The sequence below is a fragment of the Maridesulfovibrio zosterae DSM 11974 genome (assembly GCF_000425265.1).
Lineage (GTDB): Bacteria > Desulfobacterota > Desulfovibrionia > Desulfovibrionales > Desulfovibrionaceae > Maridesulfovibrio > Maridesulfovibrio zosterae.
The window spans coordinates 163,164-179,072 of sequence record NZ_KE384342.1 but is presented as its reverse complement, the minus strand read 5'-3'; the positions used below and the strand labels follow the sequence as shown (position 1 = coordinate 179,072).

The following is a 15,909-nucleotide window of genomic DNA, read 5'->3' as shown; positions in this document are numbered from 1 at the left end:
TTAAACTTTCTGAACCGGAGCCTTACCGAGAAGTCCGGAAGGTCTGAAAATAAGGATCAGAACCAGCAGTGCGAAAGCGAAAACGTCCTCGTAGTCACTGGAAACATACCCGGTACAAAAACTCTCGGTCCACCCAAGAAGAAGTCCTCCGAGCATTGCTCCCGGAACAGAGCCAATGCCACCGAGAACAGCTGCGGTGAAGGCCTTAATACCTGCGATAAATCCGATAAAAAAGTTGATCTGACCAATATGAGAAGCGATAAGCACTCCACCAACAGCAGCCAGAGAGGAACCTATTACAAATGTGGCGGAAATTACCTGATCCACATTAATACCGACCAGCATAGCCATTTTACGGTTTTGAGCCGTGGCGCGCATGGCTTTGCCTATTCTGGTAAATTTAATAAAAAGGTTCAGAGCAACCATGACCACAGCTGCAACGACAATGATAAGAAAATCAGATGAGCCGATCATGGATGAATACTTATGAAGAAAACCGAATTCAGGTGTCAGACTTGGAAAGGATAAAAAGTCAGAAGTCTGAGAAAGCATTACATAGTTTTGTAGAAAAATTGACATACCAATTGCAGATATAAGCGGAGAGAGTCTTGGCGCACCTCTAAGTGGACGGTAAGCAATCTTTTCCAGGGTGTAGCCATAAGCAGCGGCATAAACAACCGCAGCCATTGTAGCCATAACCATGATAGAAGCAGCAGGAAACCCGAAGCTGGTCAAAATACCAGCAACAGTTAGCCCTACGAAAGCTCCGATCATATATATTTCACCGTGTGCGAAATTGATCAACTCAATAATACCGTAAACCATTGTGTAACCGAGGGCGATAAGCGCATAAATACTGCCTCTGGTCAGACCGCTAAAAAATAGTTCCAGAAAATAGTCCATTGAAATCCCTGCTGAATCAAGACTCAGGAGGCAGACACCAGTCCGCCCCCTGAACCGGAATTACGTTTAAGAAAGTAAACAGAAGTTATTTAACTTCTACATACTCACCGTTTCTAACTTGATATACGGAGAAACCTACACCTATAGCATCACCCTTTGAATCAAATTTGATTTTACCAACAGGAGTTTCAACTTCATGTGTACGCAGAGCTTCTACGATTTTGTCATAATCAGTTGATCCTGAATTTTCGATAGCTTTCAGCAAAGCAATAGCAGCTGAATAAGCTTCGAAAAAGAAAGCACCGGGTTCACCTTCGTGGGAAGCCTTGTACTGCTCAAGAGCAACTTTATACATAGGATTAGCAGTTATATCACGGGGACCGGTTGCATAAACACCTTCAGCAGCTGCTGCTGCAACATCAATGAAGGTTTTCGCTTTAACACCATCATCAGAGATGAATGGGACAGTCATTTTCTTTTTACGCATCTGGGATACAATTTTGGAAGCTTCAGGATGATAACCACCGAAAATAACACCGTCAGCTCCGGAAGCTCTAATTTTCTGTACAACAGCAGAATAGTCAACTGCACCAGGAGTTACTCCTTCAAAAAGGGCAACTTTGGCTGAGCCTGATTCTTCGACATATTTTTTAGCAAATTCAGCAAAACCTTTACCATAGTCACCTTTATCATGAATGATGGCTATGTTTTTGAGGCCAAGATTTTCCATTGCGAACTTACTTGCCAGTGCAGCCTGAGCATCATCTGAGGCAATAGTTCTGAAAAAATTTGGATAGTCACCGCTCTGAGTCAGAGCAGGATTGGTTGCGGAAGGAGACATGCAGACAAGATTGGATTCCTTATAAATAGGAAGAGCTGCTTTGGTTGCACCTGAGCAGATATGTCCCAGCACAACGGTAGCTTTATCAGAAACGAGCTTGAAAGCTGCGTTGGTAGCAAATTCCGGTTTGCACTGATCATCCTGCATAGAAAGAACAACCTGTGCACCGTTGATACCACCTGCATCATTAACTGCTTTTACAACAAGCTTTGCTGCTTCAACAGTAGGAAGACCGTAGGAAGCAAGGTCACCACTGTGTGCTCCAGGAACACCAAGAAGAATTGTCTTGGCAGAAACCGGGGCAGCTTTTTCAGAGGTTTCTTTTTTTGCGGGGGCATCGTCTTTTTTCTCGCCGCTGCAACCGATAAGACCAACGGTCAACATCAGAGCAGCAACCAGAACCAGCAATGAACGTTTCATCATTACACTCCTTGACTACTTTAATTTGTGGGGCATATCGCCCGAGTTACCATATTCACCTGCGTAACAACTCGTGCTTTGAAAAGTCACAAGATGAAACGTGAAACACCTTATCATGCACATGCTACTGTTGAAAACAGCCAGCTACTTAAAATTTGATCCGAGACCATATTTTCTGTTCAAATCCGGCAAGACGAACAAAAAATGCATTTTAAGCATAAGATTCAAACTTTGTACCCATTGATTAGTCAAAATTAAGCAAACTTGTCAATGTTTAGCGAATAAATACGAATTAAGTAATAAAATTTTACCAGCTCGTAAAAAGCACCACTTCTTCATCAAAAGAATTCATGACTAATCAAAGATTCTCTTTAGATAAATAATCATTTCAGAAAAAATTAAAAAAAAAGGAGTCCGCCTAAATACGAACTCCTTTTTTTAAATCATTATTGCTCTGGGTGAGGATCCTTTATAAGTTCCTCTTCTGCCCTTTTCTTCATATCAGCCGGCGTTTTCGGATTATCAATAATTTTCTTAAAATGCTCCTCAGCTTCATCATGCTTGTGGAGGTAATATTTTTTGATAATGCCTACATTAAACTGAGCCATGGATTCATCGGGGTTAAAGGCGAGAATTTCATCAAAAGCCGCAGCAGCTTTTTCAAACTGCTCGCCCTGATAGTAACACATTCCAAGGCCCATGAGGGCCTGTTCATTTTCAGGTTCCTTTGCAACAACTTTTTCAAAGAATACCTGAGCACGTTCATAAGCCCGGATCATCATAAAAGAATTGGCAAGTTCAAGCTGAATTTCCATATTCTCCGGATCTTTGCCCATTTTCTCCATAAGGCCGCGGACACGCTTCATACTTGCTTCATTCATACCGCTGCCCATCCCGCCCGGCATTCCACCAGAAGATCTTTGACCACCTTCCTGCTGAAACTCAACTTTGTTACCCGGATGATTCATACGGTATGTCAATGAAGCAATAAAAATTACCACAAGTGACATCCCGAGCATCCAAACAACAGCTTTCTGTCCACCAGAAAGAGATAAGCCCTTATTATCTATCATTATCGAGTAACTCCATCTGCCTGATGCGGCGTTCCATGGATGTTCCCTTTGCTGCAATAAACACCAGATAGCCGGCGATCACAGCCCACGCAGCAATATTTCCAATTAGAAGATAAGTTTCACTATTCATATATATTACTCCTGATTTATACTATTCGTTATCCCACACCATACGGGCATCAAGCTTACCGGACAGGTGTAGCTGACGGAATCTGACCATGAGGAGAACAAGCCAGAATAAACCGAAAGCAACTACATTGACGAGCAATGTTGTCAACATTTCAGGTTCCATTCCTCCTCCCTTTGCACCGATTATATTCGGGTGTACACTTCTCCATAGTCTTGCAGAATAAAAAACGAGAGGGACATCAACAAAAGCGACTATTCCGAGAACTGCACAAACAAGGGATCTTCGTTCAGCTGACATAGGAGATGTACGCAGAACCAGATACGCAGCATAAACAAACCACATAATAAGAGTGGTTGTCAGCCTTGGATCCCACGTCCACCAGACATTCCATGCAGCCCGTCCCCATAGGGAACCGGTAATAAGAGCGACTCCGCTAAAAACAACTCCGATTTCAGCAGCAGCTCCGGCTATATAATCATATTTAATATTTCTTTTAAGCAAATACGCAGCGCTAAAAATAAAAACCACGAAAAAACTTATCATGGCCCAGACCGCCATAGGCATATGAGTGTAGAAAATTTTCTGCACCAGCCCCATGGTCATCTCGACGGGAGCGTACATCCAGATGAAATACTGTCCGACGCACAAGGCAATGCCGGAGATAAGTGCCGCAATTGCAAGATTCATTTAAAAGCTCCATAAAAACAATATGTTTATCGGAAAGCAATTATCTACTGCTCACCGCTATATACAAAAGGAAAGAGGATAAGTCCCGCACCGCTGAAAAGAGCTGAAGCGGAAATAATAATTCCCATCCATGAACTCTCATCCATTATGGTAACCCCGGAAAAAACCGAAGTCATCAGCTGAATTGCTCCAAGCAGAATAGGCAGAAGTAGAGGAAAAAGAATCACCGACAAAAGAGATTCTCTTGCAGCCTGCCCTTGCGATATTGCACCGAGCAATGCGCCAAGAGCTACAAGTCCCCAGTCTGCAGCAAAAAGGGTTGCAGCGAAAATAGCTGGCGAACCTTTCATATCCTGCCCCAGAAAAACAATTGTCGCCGGAAGAAAGACCAACTGCGAACACAATAACAATCCAAAACCGGCCAGACCTTTGCCAAACCAGACAGCATGAAGCGGCACAGGTGAAGACAACAGCCCCAGTCGCGCCTCATTTGATTCTTCCATTGAAAACAATGTATTGAAAACCAATACTAAACCAAATGATGAAGCAAGCCAGAATATAGCTGAGGCCGCTTGCGGCTCTACCAGCTGTCCAGCAGGACGTGATAGACTGAACACAAAAATCAAAAGCAGTCCCAAAAGAACAGCTTGCGTCAGCCCCTGTCCTCCAACCATTGAAAGCCGTAAATCCTTAGATGCAATGGTCAATCCACGCTTAAGCATGATCTCCCCCCAACACAAAATCGGGATCAAAGTCAGCTGCGCTGCCTAGAAAAGCCATTTTATGCCCAGATAATCCTAAAACCCGGTCCGCAAGAGCTGTATCATGATTCACATCGTGACTGATCCAGACAACCGCCGTCCCATTATTACGCAACGAAACAACTTCCTCACGCAGAAGGTTTAGCGATGCCTGATCAAGACCGGTTCCCGGCTCATCCAAAAAGAGAAGGTCAGGATTTACAAGAAAAACTCTTGCAAGATTAAGCCGCTGAGCCATGCCGCGTGAATAAGCACCGGCTTCTTCTTCAGCTGCTCTTTCCAACCCGACTCTCTTCAGCAAAACGAGAAGTTCTTCACGGGAAGGCGAAAGTCCATACATGGAAGCCCAGAAAGAAAGATTGGCCAGTCCGCTGAGGCGAGGATAGATAAAGGTGGCATGTCCAAGGTAAGCCGTTTTTTCAGGTTCAGTCAGAATTTGCGCCGATCCTGCCGAAGGTCTTGAAAGACCGGACATAATTTTCAGCAAAGTTGTTTTACCCGCACCATTGCGACCAACTACGAGAAGAATTTCCCCACGTATCACATCGCAACTGACTTTCTTGAAAATAAGCCTTGTTCCAAAAAACTTGGCTGCATCGCGCACCTTGAGAGCTACTCTTTCACTGTTTTCCACGATGACCGCCTAGCTTAAACGAGGCTTTCTAAAGGCCACAAAACCGAAAAGACACATCAGAGTTCCGCCAATCCATATCCAGTTAATCAGCGGATTAATGCTCATTTTAAAAGTTGCATTACCTTGTTCGTCTACACTTAACAAAGTAGCATAAATTTCACTGCCCAAACTGGGGATGACTGAAACTTCAGCAAAAGGCTGTTGAAAATTACGATATATCCTGCGTTCAGGACTGAGCAGTCCAACAGGTTTGCCATTTTCAGTTACTTCCACGATAGCTGAGATCTTAGCCATTTCCGGGGTCTGACCTTCAACCATTTTCTTAAAATTCATTGTATATGAACCTAGCTGGATACTTGCGCCCGGCTTTACAATAAATTCCTGCTCAATTTTATTTGGGCCCGACCATGCCACACCCAGAAAGACAAGAGCAACACCTAGGTGCAAACCGTATGTCCCGATAGAGGATGTAACTCTGCGCAACTGAGGCATAAAAACAAACAGAGCGAAGATGCTAACGAGTGAAGCAATAGATGCAGCACTTGTAATTAATGCAACGGGGTTATGAAGTCCGCAAGCATAACTGATTATTCCACCACCTAAAAAAGATCCACCGACAAGCATCAAACCGCGCCTCTCACGGATACCTTCTTTCCAGTCAAACCATGGACAGGCTGTAAACATCAAAATGATAAGACTAAATAAAGGTAGACATACACGATTATAAAATCGTGCATCAAGGCCAACAGGACTGGCACTCCATGTTTTACTAATGACAGGCCACATGGTTCCAAGACCGACCACAAGGCCCAATCCGAGAAAGACCCAGGCTGTTATTACAAGAAGTCCCTGTCTGCTGTTAAGGCATGAAAGAGTATTACCCTCAACCTTAGGACCAACGACAAGAACAATGCAAATCAATGCAATAGTAAAAAGCATAAATGTAAGCAGTGGCAGTCCGACTCCGTTTTCGCCATAAGCGTGGAGAGACTGAACAACACCGCTTCGAACAAGATATGTTGCAAATACACAGAGCAGCAAAGTCAAACTCATAAGGAAAACATTTGATCGCTGCAAAGCGTTTCTTTTTGTCTGAATAATTGCTGTATGCATGAAGGCTGAAGCACTAAGCCATGGAATAAGTGATGCATTTTCCACAGGATCCCAGGCCCAATAACCTCCCCAGCCAAGCTCCATATATGACCACCAGCAACCAAGAATAATACCGGCTGTAAGAAAAATCCAAGCCGCAATATTCCAGTTACGGCAAAATGAAACCCAAGATTTCAACTCGCCGGAGACATAGGAAGCCAACGCCAGAACGGCAGGACTAGTAAAACCTGCATAACCTAAGAACAACAATGGAGGATGAAAAATCATGCCCGGATTACGAAGTAAAGGATTCAGGCCGCGCCCATCTAGCGGAGTAGGAACCAGCTCCATAAACGGATTGGACCAGCAGGTAAGGATAAGCAGAAAGAATGCCTGAATAACCATATAAAAAAGCCAGTAATAAAGGCGTGTTTTTTCAGAAAATTCATTAAAAAGATTTAGTCTGGTAAAAACAACACCCATAACAGCAATGGATAGCATCCAGAAAAGCAACGAGCCATCAGCCCCTGCCCAAAAAGCTGTTAATGTATAAAAAATTGGAAGAGTATTATCCACATATTCATATACATACTTGAATGAATAATTACGATTAACCAAAGCAATGGTCATTACAATACTGGCAAAAGATACAAAACCGGCAATACTGATATTGGCTCTATCAATAAGCACCAGAACATTTCGCTTACCAGTCAATAATGCCAGACACGCATAAGCCCCTGCTCCGAGAGCCGCAAGAAGGGCAATCAAAAGCATCAGGTTTGCAAAAAAATGCATACTATATGTACTCCATTAATGGATATAAGCTATTAATATAATGATAAAAAACATCTATCGCAATGAGGAAAGATTATTTTTTCTCAAATAAATGATCAACCTTCACGATTTTTCTTTTCGTATTTTGATGGGCATTTGGTGATCAGAGATGTGGCTTTGAACTCTTTGTTACCATTAACAAAGATCCCTTCCACAATAACCTCAACGCCCTCTTTAAACGTGTCTGGTACAGCTCCGCTGTATATAACACGGATAGTCTGGGCCGCATTCTTCTGATCATTCAGATCAAAAGAGACACCAAGTCCACCAGCTTTAGGCTGGATATTCTGCGGAGCAACTTTACCGAAAAGCCGTGCTTGTCCAAGCGCGCTCTCATCCATAGCAAGTGCTTCAGATACATTTAGAAAATACACGCTATCCTGTGATATTCCTGAATATATAAGATATCCAAGACCACCTAGAAACAGGATAAGGGCGGCGAGATAGACACCTTTTCCGCCTTTCTTGGCCATTATTTTCTCCGTTCTATTTCGAAACGTCAGTCTGGAAATCATCCGAACTGACGACAAGTTCTTTTCTTCTCCTGCGGGCAAGTTCGCGCATATCAACGACCTCATCGGTCTCATCGACGATCTCGCTACCGAGGATTTCTTCCATTACATCTTCAAGAGTGACAACTCCTGACATTCCTCCATACTCATCGAGCACAACAAAAAGATGCATGCGACTTTCGAGGAATTTTACCAGCAGTTTGTCTAGGGTAATATTTTCCAGAACAAACCGAACAGGCTTCATAAGTTCAGTGAGTTTAACCTCGTCATGGTCATCGGCAAGTGCTTCAAAAACAGTTCGCCTGTATATGACTCCGACAATGTCTTCAGGATTATCACCTTCATAAACTGGAATACGGCTGTGAGGCCATGCTCTGTATTTGTCATGAGCCTCAGCTACAGTCATGTCTTCGGGCAGAGAGAAAACAACAGTCCGGGGGGTCATAATTTGCTCAACAATCTTGTCGTCCAACGACAGAATATTGGCAATTGAGAGGGCTTCATACGGTTTGATCGCCCCGGTTCTCCTGGTCAGACTGACCATAGCACGTATATCCTCTTCCGTTGCCTGAGGTCCTTTTCCACCGCTCTTGTTAACAAGACGGGACATAAATCCACAGACCCAGATAACGGGAAGAAACATCCAAATAAGAATCTCTAAGGGACGGGCAAGCATCTTTCCTAGAGGTTCACAATATACAACACCAATGGTTTTCGGCAAAATTTCAGATAAGACTAAAATAATGACTGTAAATCCAAGGGTAAACCACGGCAGAGTTTCAGCTCCATAAATATTGGCCCATGCGGCTCCGGCAAAAGCGGCTCCGGCTGTATGGGCTACAGTATTAAGAGTTAAAATAGCGGTGATTGGCCGATCCACATTGGAACGCATTTTATGCAGAATAGCTCCGGATTTATCCCCTTCTTTTCGAAGCGTTTCGATTTTGCTCCAAGGAAAAGAATAAAAAACAGCTTCACTTACTGAACAATAGGCAGAAATGAGCGTGGCTACGCTGACGGCAATTATTAATTCCAGCATTAATTTCTTTGTTAAGGTTTAAGCAGTGCCAGCGGCACTAATATCATAATAGCATCAATATCAGAAGGCAGGTAGCGGCGCAATAGAAATAGGATGTCGCACCACGATTCCATACATGTTTGGTTCAAAATAAAATGTAAATAGAAATTATGCAAGAGTTCAAACGTCTTGAAGTCAGAAAAGAATTATCACTATTAACAATATGCGCCCTAAAAATATACATTGACTCTTCAGCATCTCTAATTAGAATATGCCCGCCATGACTAATCAGAACAAACATAAAGTAATATTCAGACTCAGCGCGCTTGGTGATGTTGTGCTAACAACCGGAGTAATCAAATACTGGGCTGAAAAGTACGGATACTCATTCACAGTTATTACCAAAAGCCATAATGCCTCAATACTAGAAAACAATCCGTATATTAAAAATATAATTAAGCTTGAACAAGAAGATCTGAGCGATTTAGCATGGTTTAAAAAGGCGGGCCAGATAGCGCAGGAATACAAAGCCTGTGAGCTAATCGATTTACACTCGACTCTGCGTTCGATGATTCTATCTAAACGCTGGCAGGGCAAGGTATCCAGATACAAAAAATTTTCTCTGGAACGCAGACTGTTTAATCTGACAAGATCTGCCAAACTTAAAAAAACACTTGAGAACAAACGGGTAACGGAACGCTATGCTGCAGCTTTAGAAGAAATTCCCCCTGCTGCAAATAAACTTCTGCCATGCATATATTTAACAGATAAAGAAATCAGCTTTTCTGACACGATTGTCACCGAACATAATCTTGAAAATGACTTTATAGCGATTCACCCGTACGCAACCCATCCCGATAAAGCTTGGCCACGAGAATATTGGCAAAAATTGACTAGCCTATTAGACAACAAAAAAATCCAATGGGTTATAATTGGAAAAGATGAAAATATATTTGAAGCACGAGAAAAGGAATATAACTTCACCAATCAATTAAAACTTCGTGAAACATGTGCACTGTTGAGTCGAGCAAAAATGCTAGTCACTGGTGATTCCGGACCAATGCACCTTGCAGCAGGAGTAGGAACTCCAGTTATTTCCATGTTCGGGCCTACTGCAAAAGTTTGGGGATTCTACCCCGCAGGACCGAAAGACGAAGTTCTTGAAATGGATATGAATTGCCGTCCCTGCTCACTGCACGGGAAAAGCAATTGTAAAAAGGACAGGAAATGTTTGAAAAGAATTAAACCGGAAGATATACTTGAGAAGATTATATCTCTGAAATAAATTTTATCCCCAATGCTCTTTAATAATCTTAGAATTTCTAAGGACACTATCTGCCACAGCCAAGGGGACGTAATTCAAGATGTCTTTTCCTTTTTTCCATGCTTCACGCACCAAAGTAGAGCTTATTACAAAATCTAAATCACCTATTATATAGATAGACTTTCCACCCTCTACTCTCCAGACATCTTTTCCAGTCTGCATCAGGTCAGAAAAAAGACTTTTCAATAACTGAGACATTTCACCAGAATCAGCTTCATACCTGCTGACAGCAACGATATTTGTCAATTTAGGAATCATCTGCCAGTCTTTCCAGGTGGCAAGAGTTTCAAACGAATCCTGCCCCATTATAAAATAAAATTCGTCATCAGGATATCTTCTGGCGGATTCCCTTAAGGTATCTATTGTGTAGGTAGGCCCTTTTGCGCCCATATCAATATCACTGACTTCAAGTCCAGACTCACCTTCCACAGCAGCTTTAACAAGTTCAAAACGCAGATCTTCAGGAAGCATATCCTCCTGCTCTTTATGATAGGGATTGCCAGCCGGAACAAGCAATACTTTATCAAGCCCCAAACGCTGCATGACGGAGTTGGCCACATCAATATGTGTGGAGTGAACAGGATTAAAACTACCGCCGAACAAACCTATTTTCATAAGAAGCCTATATACCAGATGAAAACAAAATAGAGAAGCTAGCCAAGGGCCCGAGCTTCTTTGTAATAAAGATACTCGGGCCTCCACAAAAACAAAATAATTTAATAAAGTGACGAAAACTAATTACGAACCTGCCAGTCACCTAATAAAACAAATTTGGTACTGGTCAACTCAGTAGCACCCATAGGGCCATAAGAATGGAGCTTGGAAGTAGAAATACCTATTTCTGCACCTAGCCCTAATTGGCCACCATCATTAAAACGGGTAGACGCATTCACACCTACCATGGAAGCGTCTACTTCACGGATAAACCTCATGGCTCTTGCATGATCACGAGTAAGGATAATTTCACTGTGATTGGAACCGTACCGCGCAATATGATCCTGAGCTTCATCCTGACCGCTGACAACTTTAACTGCTAAAATAAGATCAAGATATTCCTGTCCCCAATCATCAAATTCAGCAGCAACAGCTTTAGGACCAAGCAAAGGCATTGCCCGTGGGCATCCCTTCATAGTCACACCACATGCAGTTAAAATCGTCCCGAGTGCAGGTAGAAAATCTTTAGCAATATCTTCATGAACCAGCACACATTCGACTGAGTTACAAGCTGCAGGTTTCTGGGTCTTAGCATTTTTGATAATATTTACAGATTCGGGAATCTCAGCAAATTCATCGACATAAATATGGCAGACACCTTTGTAATGCTTCAAAACAGGCATGGTGGCCTGCTGTACAACAGCACGAATGAGCCCTTCTCCGCCGCGCGGAATTACTACGTCAATATATTCATCAAGCTTTAACAGCTCAGACACAGCCTCGCGGTCAGTTACTTCAACAACCTGAACAGCTTCTCCTGGCAAATCGGCTTTTTCGAGAGCCTTTTTAAGCAGTGAAGCTAAAGCAATATTAGAATAAATCGCTTCAGATCCTCCCCTGAGAATAACCGAATTACCGGCTTTCAAACAAAGAACGGCTGCATCAACGGTCACGTTGGGCCGTGATTCAAAAATCATCATTACGACGCCAAGAGGAATTCTCATCTTTCCAACCATTATACCGTTGGGCCGTCTTTCCATCTTCTCAATCTCACCGACAGGGTCAGACTGCCCAGCTACTTCTTTACAGCCTTGAATCATATATTCAAGTACTTCCGGAGTAATCTCCAATCTCTGCAAACGGGCCTGATCAAGGCCTCGCTCTTTGGCTGCGTCAAGATCCTTACGATTTTCCGCAAAAATAAACTCTTTTTCCTGTTCAAGCAGAGATGCAAGTGCAACGATTGCATTATTACGTGCTGTTCCATCTGCACAGGAAACTTTGCGTGCCGCGTCTTTAGCCTTAACCGCTACATTTTTCATTGCTTCTGAAAGACTCATTTTCCACCTCAAATCATATTTATATTAACTAAATTTCAATTTTTCCATTGTTTCATTCAAATTGGCTACTAAGGATATTGCAAAAAAGTCAACTACCATTTACCAATGTATCTCGGCAAGTGGTGGTTTTGTTGTAAAATATGTGAAAAATTTTTTTCTTTTTTTGTAATCTTTTTCACACACTTTACAATTTATCCTATTTTTACAACAAGTTATTTTAATTTTTCAGTTTTGACCTTTTTGTCAGACTGCTTTATAAAGCGCACTTCAACTTTGTACTAAATACGCATCAATATCACGGAGGCATTCCTTTAAATGGAAGAAAACAAAGATACGACTCAGGACATTCTCAATCAGGTTCACGAATCTACCCCCGACAGCATCCACCCTCTTCTCGATTATCTGCTTGAAAACGGCAAGATTATTACGGCTGGAATTGTGGTAATTATTTTAATTGCTGCCGGCTTTTCAGGTATGAAGTATATGAATCAGCAAAAACAGCTCAAAGCTCAGAGTGAGCTGGGTGCTATTCTTATCAAATACAGTGGAGCCAAACAGGCTGATGCTCTTTCAACGTTCGCAAAAACTGTCCCTGCTGATATGAAGCCAGCAGTCCAGCTTGCTTTAGCTAAAGCATGGATGGATTCTGCTGAATATGGCAAAGCGGAATCTGTATGGGCAGACATCGCAACAGAAAATGCAGAAATGACTCCTGTTGCTGAAATGGGCAAAGCCAAATGTAAAATGCTTGCTGGTAAGCCTGCTGAAGCTGCTAAAATCCTGCAGAACCTTATAAACAGTGCCGGTCCCGCATATGCTGCTTCTATTAATAGAATGCTTGCTGAAGCTGCTGAAAAATCCGGGAACACACAGATGGCCATACAGGCTTATCAGGCTCTTATGACCAGTAATCCTAATGAAAGAATGTACTTTGAAAGTAAAATCAAAGAACTCAAAGCAAAACTATAATATTAAAACCTAGCTTACCTAGAATCACAGACGAATCAAAAACGTAGACATAAAAAAACGGGGAAGAGGGATTACAATAGAAACCTCTTCCCTTAAATAAACAGGCGTTTTTGAACTTACTGCCAACCTAATGAAAAGGAGCATTTTCATGGCTCACCCACTTCTAGCTGACAAATCAGGCATGAAAAAGCTGCTTCTCGGCAATGAAGCCATTGTCAGAGGAGCAATTGAAGCAGGGATTCAGGTTGTTACCTGTTACCCCGGCACGCCTTCCTCCGAAGTACCGGATACATTTTTCCGCCTTTCTCCTGAAGGCGATTACACTTTTGAATACTCTGTTAACGAAAAGGTTGCCCTGGAAGTCGGCGGCGGAGCTGCAATATCAGGCGCCATGACTCTGACAACGATGAAACACGTTGGTGTAAACGTAGCTGCAGACCCACTCATGACTCTGGCATACGTAGGTACTCCCGGTGGTATGGTACTCCTTTCTGCAGACGATCCAGGATGTCACTCCAGTCAAAATGAGCAGGATAACCGATACTACGCCCGCCTTGCCGGTATGCCCTGCATGGAACCAGCCACGGCGCAGGAAGCAAAAGACATGACTCGCGACGCCCTTAATATGTCACGCGAAATGTCTGCTCCATTCCTGCTCAGGACCACAACCAGAATTAACCACCTGCGAGGTCCGGTTGAGTTCGGAGAGATTGCTAAGCTTGCTCCGGCCAAAGGGTTCCAGAAGAATCCGGCTCAATATGTCCCCATCCCGGCCTTTGCCAGGACTATGCATGTAGACCTTCTTGCTAAGCTTGAAAAGCTGCGTGAAATGGCAGAAAATTCTGCATACAACACAATTTCAGGCAATGGTAAAATTGGCATAATTGCATCCGGAATATGCAGAGCATATCTCAAAGATGCTCTTGCTGATACAGGACTTGGTGACAAATTTAAAATACTTGAGCTTGGTTTCACCTATCCGATGCCTACAAGAATGATAACCGATTTTATCTCATCTGTAGATAAAGTTTTAATTCTTGAAGAGCTTGAACCTTTCATTGAAAATGAAATCAGAATTCAGGCACAGAAAAATAAAATTGCTGTTGAAGTAATTGGCAAGGAAAACCCTAATCTACCTCTAAACGGCGAATATTCAACTCTCAACGTAACTGCTGCCATTCGTGAAATACTCGGCATGGAAGCAGTAAAAGTTGATTGCTGCGAAGCAGAAGAGGGACTGCCCATGAGACCTCCGAACCTTTGCGCAGGATGTACCCATCGAGCAGCATATTACGCAGTTAAAAAGGTATTCGGACCTGATGCAATCTGTTCATCTGATATCGGATGTTACACACTTGGAATTCTTCCCCCGCTTAATGCTGCAGACTTTCTACTATGTATGGGATCTTCTATCTCTGCAGGTTCAGGAGCTTCCAAAGCTGCCGGTCAAACAGTAATTGGATTCATCGGGGACTCAACTTTCTTCCATTCCGGAATAACCGGACTGGTAAATGCAGTTTTTAATCAGCATGATATTTTGCTGGTTATTCTTGATAACTCCACGACTGCAATGACAGGCCATCAACCGAATCCAGGAGTTGAAACCACAACACTTGGTTCCAACCCGATGCAAATCAGCATTGAAGCTATTGTTAAAGGCTGCGGTGTAAACGAAGTTCGTACCGTCAGCCCACTCAATCAGAAATCTACTATGAAGGCTTTAGAAGAGCTAAAGGCAATCAAGGGCGTAAGAGTGCTTATTGCTAAAGATCCATGCCCGCTCTTTGCCAGACGTACTCTTCGCAAAAAGCCTGCCCGTGCAGCATATGTTGAAAATCAGACAGATGAAGTTCTTCGCGTTATGGAAGAACTGGCCTGTCCTGCATTTGAAAAAACTGCTAACGGAGTAGAAATCAATGAAATTCTTTGTTCCGGCTGTATGCTCTGTCTGCAACTGACTAAAGATATTAAAGCCCGGAAAAGGAGCAGCTAATGAGTACCAGATTGCGTATATTCATGACCGGTGTTGGCGGACAGGGAACTCTGACTGCCACCAACCTCCTTGCACAGGCCATTCTTGACTGTGGAATTAACGTTACTGCAGGAGAAATTCACGGCATGGCACAGCGTGGCGGTGTTGTAGAATCAGCACTGCTCATAGGCATGGCCTCTCCTAAAATAGGCTATGGCGAAGCTGATATTATTCTTGGGTTTGAGCCTTTAGAAACTCTGCGCGCCCTGCCATACCTTAAACCTGGTGGAACAGTACTTTCCAGCACTGAATATATTCCTCCCCTCAGCGTTTGCACCGGAAAAACGGAAAACATTCCCTTTGAAACAATCAAGGAGAAAGTTGAAGCATGTGCGGGCAAAGCTTATTACCTGCCTTGTCAGGCACTTGGTATAGAAGCAGGGGCTCCACAAAGTGGAAATATAGCCCTTCTTGGAGCTCTTTGCGCTACAGGTTGTATTCCGCTTAAACCGGAAGAACTGGCTGAAACAATTAAATCAGTCATGAAACCTAAAATTGCGGATATTAACCTCAAAGCTCTTGAACTCGGAGTTAAGGCAATATCGTAAGTAAATAATTGCCGACAGCCACAAATAGATGTGGCTGTCGACAATTTTGATCATTATGCTACAATAGGCCAAGAAAAATCTTCAATTAGTCACCCCCAATTTTAGGCCGAAACCACGAAGCAGACTCAGTTTTTGTC

Annotated in this window: 16 protein-coding genes; 4 read left to right on the top strand and 12 right to left on the bottom strand. The window is 42.9% G+C overall.

Annotated elements, in window-relative coordinates; genetic code table 11:
* From H589_RS0112345 to H589_RS0112300, 10 genes are all read right to left on the bottom strand, one after another.
* Window positions 1-903 carry a branched-chain amino acid ABC transporter permease gene (locus tag H589_RS0112345; RefSeq protein WP_027722303.1) on the bottom strand — a complete coding sequence of 301 codons (903 nt, stop codon included), beginning with the start codon at window positions 901-903 and terminating at the stop codon, window positions 1-3.
* Window positions 904-988: 85 nt separating this feature from the next.
* Window positions 989-2,164 carry a branched-chain amino acid ABC transporter substrate-binding protein gene (locus tag H589_RS0112340; RefSeq protein ID WP_027722302.1) on the bottom strand — a complete coding sequence of 392 codons (1,176 nt, stop codon included), beginning with the start codon at window positions 2,162-2,164 and terminating at the stop codon, window positions 989-991.
* Between the two features lie 446 nt (window positions 2,165-2,610).
* Window positions 2,611-3,237, bottom strand: a complete 627-nt coding sequence (locus tag H589_RS0112335) for a tetratricopeptide repeat protein (protein WP_027722301.1) — start codon at window positions 3,235-3,237, stop codon at window positions 2,611-2,613.
* Entirely contained in the window at window positions 3,227-3,367 is a 141-nt protein-coding gene (locus tag H589_RS20670; protein WP_084147000.1) for a CcmD family protein, read from the bottom strand. Before H589_RS20670 ends, H589_RS0112335 begins: the two co-directional genes overlap by 11 nt.
* A 21-nt stretch (window positions 3,368-3,388) precedes the next feature.
* Window positions 3,389-4,054, bottom strand: coding sequence for a cytochrome c biogenesis protein CcsA (gene ccsA / locus H589_RS0112325; RefSeq protein WP_027722300.1), 666 nt, complete (start codon window positions 4,052-4,054; stop codon window positions 3,389-3,391).
* Window positions 4,055-4,098: 44 nt separating this feature from the next.
* The gene (locus tag H589_RS0112320; protein WP_027722299.1) at window positions 4,099-4,776 is read right to left on the bottom strand and encodes a heme exporter protein CcmB; all 678 of its coding nucleotides are present in this window, start codon (window positions 4,774-4,776) and stop codon (window positions 4,099-4,101) included.
* Window positions 4,769-5,449: an ABC transporter ATP-binding protein gene (locus H589_RS0112315; protein ID WP_027722298.1), complete on the bottom strand. Its 681-nt coding sequence runs from the start codon at window positions 5,447-5,449 to the stop codon at window positions 4,769-4,771. Before H589_RS0112315 ends, H589_RS0112320 begins: the two co-directional genes overlap by 8 nt.
* Before the next feature lie 9 nt (window positions 5,450-5,458).
* Window positions 5,459-7,336, bottom strand: a complete 1,878-nt coding sequence (locus H589_RS0112310) for a heme lyase CcmF/NrfE family subunit (protein ID WP_027722297.1) — start codon at window positions 7,334-7,336, stop codon at window positions 5,459-5,461.
* A gap of 95 nt (window positions 7,337-7,431) precedes the next feature.
* Entirely contained in the window at window positions 7,432-7,848 is a 417-nt protein-coding gene (locus H589_RS0112305) for a cytochrome c maturation protein CcmE (RefSeq protein ID WP_027722296.1), read from the bottom strand.
* Between the two features lie 13 nt (window positions 7,849-7,861).
* Window positions 7,862-8,926 (bottom strand): hemolysin family protein, encoded by a 1,065-nt coding sequence (locus tag H589_RS0112300; protein ID WP_027722295.1) that lies wholly within the window; start codon window positions 8,924-8,926, stop codon window positions 7,862-7,864.
* Window positions 8,927-9,185: 259 nt separating this feature from the next.
* Here H589_RS0112300 and H589_RS0112295 point away from each other — a divergent pair, with 259 nt between their 5' ends.
* Window positions 9,186-10,190 carry a glycosyltransferase family 9 protein gene (locus tag H589_RS0112295; RefSeq protein WP_245577142.1) on the top strand — a complete coding sequence of 335 codons (1,005 nt, stop codon included), beginning with the start codon at window positions 9,186-9,188 and terminating at the stop codon, window positions 10,188-10,190.
* A 3-nt stretch (window positions 10,191-10,193) separates the two neighbouring features.
* Here H589_RS0112295 and nadD read toward each other — a convergent pair whose 3' ends face one another.
* Window positions 10,194-10,844 (bottom strand): nicotinate-nucleotide adenylyltransferase, encoded by a 651-nt coding sequence (gene nadD, locus H589_RS0112290; RefSeq protein ID WP_027722293.1) that lies wholly within the window; start codon window positions 10,842-10,844, stop codon window positions 10,194-10,196.
* A gap of 119 nt (window positions 10,845-10,963) precedes the next feature.
* Entirely contained in the window at window positions 10,964-12,223 is a 1,260-nt protein-coding gene (locus H589_RS0112285) for a glutamate-5-semialdehyde dehydrogenase (protein WP_027722292.1), read from the bottom strand.
* A 315-nt stretch (window positions 12,224-12,538) separates the two neighbouring features.
* On the opposite strand from H589_RS0112285, the gene H589_RS0112280 reads away from it, so the two are divergent.
* The 3 genes from H589_RS0112280 to H589_RS0112270 all read left to right on the top strand — a co-directional run bounded on the left by H589_RS0112280 (window position 12,539) and on the right by H589_RS0112270 (window position 15,772).
* Window positions 12,539-13,192, top strand: a complete 654-nt coding sequence (locus H589_RS0112280; RefSeq protein WP_027722291.1) for a tetratricopeptide repeat protein — start codon at window positions 12,539-12,541, stop codon at window positions 13,190-13,192.
* Between the two features lie 148 nt (window positions 13,193-13,340).
* A complete protein-coding gene (gene iorA, locus H589_RS0112275; RefSeq protein ID WP_027722290.1) occupies window positions 13,341-15,185 on the top strand; it encodes an indolepyruvate ferredoxin oxidoreductase subunit alpha in 1,845 nt (614 codons plus the stop codon).
* Window positions 15,185-15,772 carry an indolepyruvate oxidoreductase subunit beta gene (locus H589_RS0112270; RefSeq protein WP_027722289.1) on the top strand — a complete coding sequence of 196 codons (588 nt, stop codon included), beginning with the start codon at window positions 15,185-15,187 and terminating at the stop codon, window positions 15,770-15,772. Before iorA ends, H589_RS0112270 begins: the two co-directional genes overlap by 1 nt.
* The last annotated feature ends 137 nt before the right edge of the window (window positions 15,773-15,909 follow it).

Excerpts from the sequence above, each read along its gene's own strand:
- H589_RS0112295 (WP_245577142.1), top strand. The coding sequence starts at position 9,186 with ATGACTAATCAGAACAAACATAAAGTAATATTCAGACTCAGCGCGCTT.
- nadD (WP_027722293.1), bottom strand. The coding sequence starts at position 10,844 with ATGAAAATAGGTTTGTTCGGCGGTAGTTTTAATCCTGTTCACTCCACA.
- H589_RS0112285 (WP_027722292.1), bottom strand. The coding sequence starts at position 12,223 with ATGAGTCTTTCAGAAGCAATGAAAAATGTAGCGGTTAAGGCTAAAGAC.
- H589_RS0112280 (WP_027722291.1), top strand. The coding sequence starts at position 12,539 with ATGGAAGAAAACAAAGATACGACTCAGGACATTCTCAATCAGGTTCAC.
- H589_RS0112310 (WP_027722297.1), bottom strand. The coding sequence starts at position 7,336 with ATGCATTTTTTTGCAAACCTGATGCTTTTGATTGCCCTTCTTGCGGCT.
- H589_RS20670 (WP_084147000.1), bottom strand. The coding sequence starts at position 3,367 with ATGAATAGTGAAACTTATCTTCTAATTGGAAATATTGCTGCGTGGGCT.
- ccsA (WP_027722300.1), bottom strand. The coding sequence starts at position 4,054 with ATGAATCTTGCAATTGCGGCACTTATCTCCGGCATTGCCTTGTGCGTC.
- H589_RS0112270 (WP_027722289.1), top strand. The coding sequence starts at position 15,185 with ATGAGTACCAGATTGCGTATATTCATGACCGGTGTTGGCGGACAGGGA.
- H589_RS0112300 (WP_027722295.1), bottom strand. The coding sequence starts at position 8,926 with ATGCTGGAATTAATAATTGCCGTCAGCGTAGCCACGCTCATTTCTGCC.
- H589_RS0112335 (WP_027722301.1), bottom strand. The coding sequence starts at position 3,237 with ATGATAGATAATAAGGGCTTATCTCTTTCTGGTGGACAGAAAGCTGTT.
- H589_RS0112345 (WP_027722303.1), bottom strand. The coding sequence starts at position 903 with ATGGACTATTTTCTGGAACTATTTTTTAGCGGTCTGACCAGAGGCAGT.
- H589_RS0112320 (WP_027722299.1), bottom strand. The coding sequence starts at position 4,776 with ATGCTTAAGCGTGGATTGACCATTGCATCTAAGGATTTACGGCTTTCA.
- H589_RS0112305 (WP_027722296.1), bottom strand. The coding sequence starts at position 7,848 with ATGGCCAAGAAAGGCGGAAAAGGTGTCTATCTCGCCGCCCTTATCCTG.
- iorA (WP_027722290.1), top strand. The coding sequence starts at position 13,341 with ATGGCTCACCCACTTCTAGCTGACAAATCAGGCATGAAAAAGCTGCTT.
- H589_RS0112340 (WP_027722302.1), bottom strand. The coding sequence starts at position 2,164 with ATGAAACGTTCATTGCTGGTTCTGGTTGCTGCTCTGATGTTGACCGTT.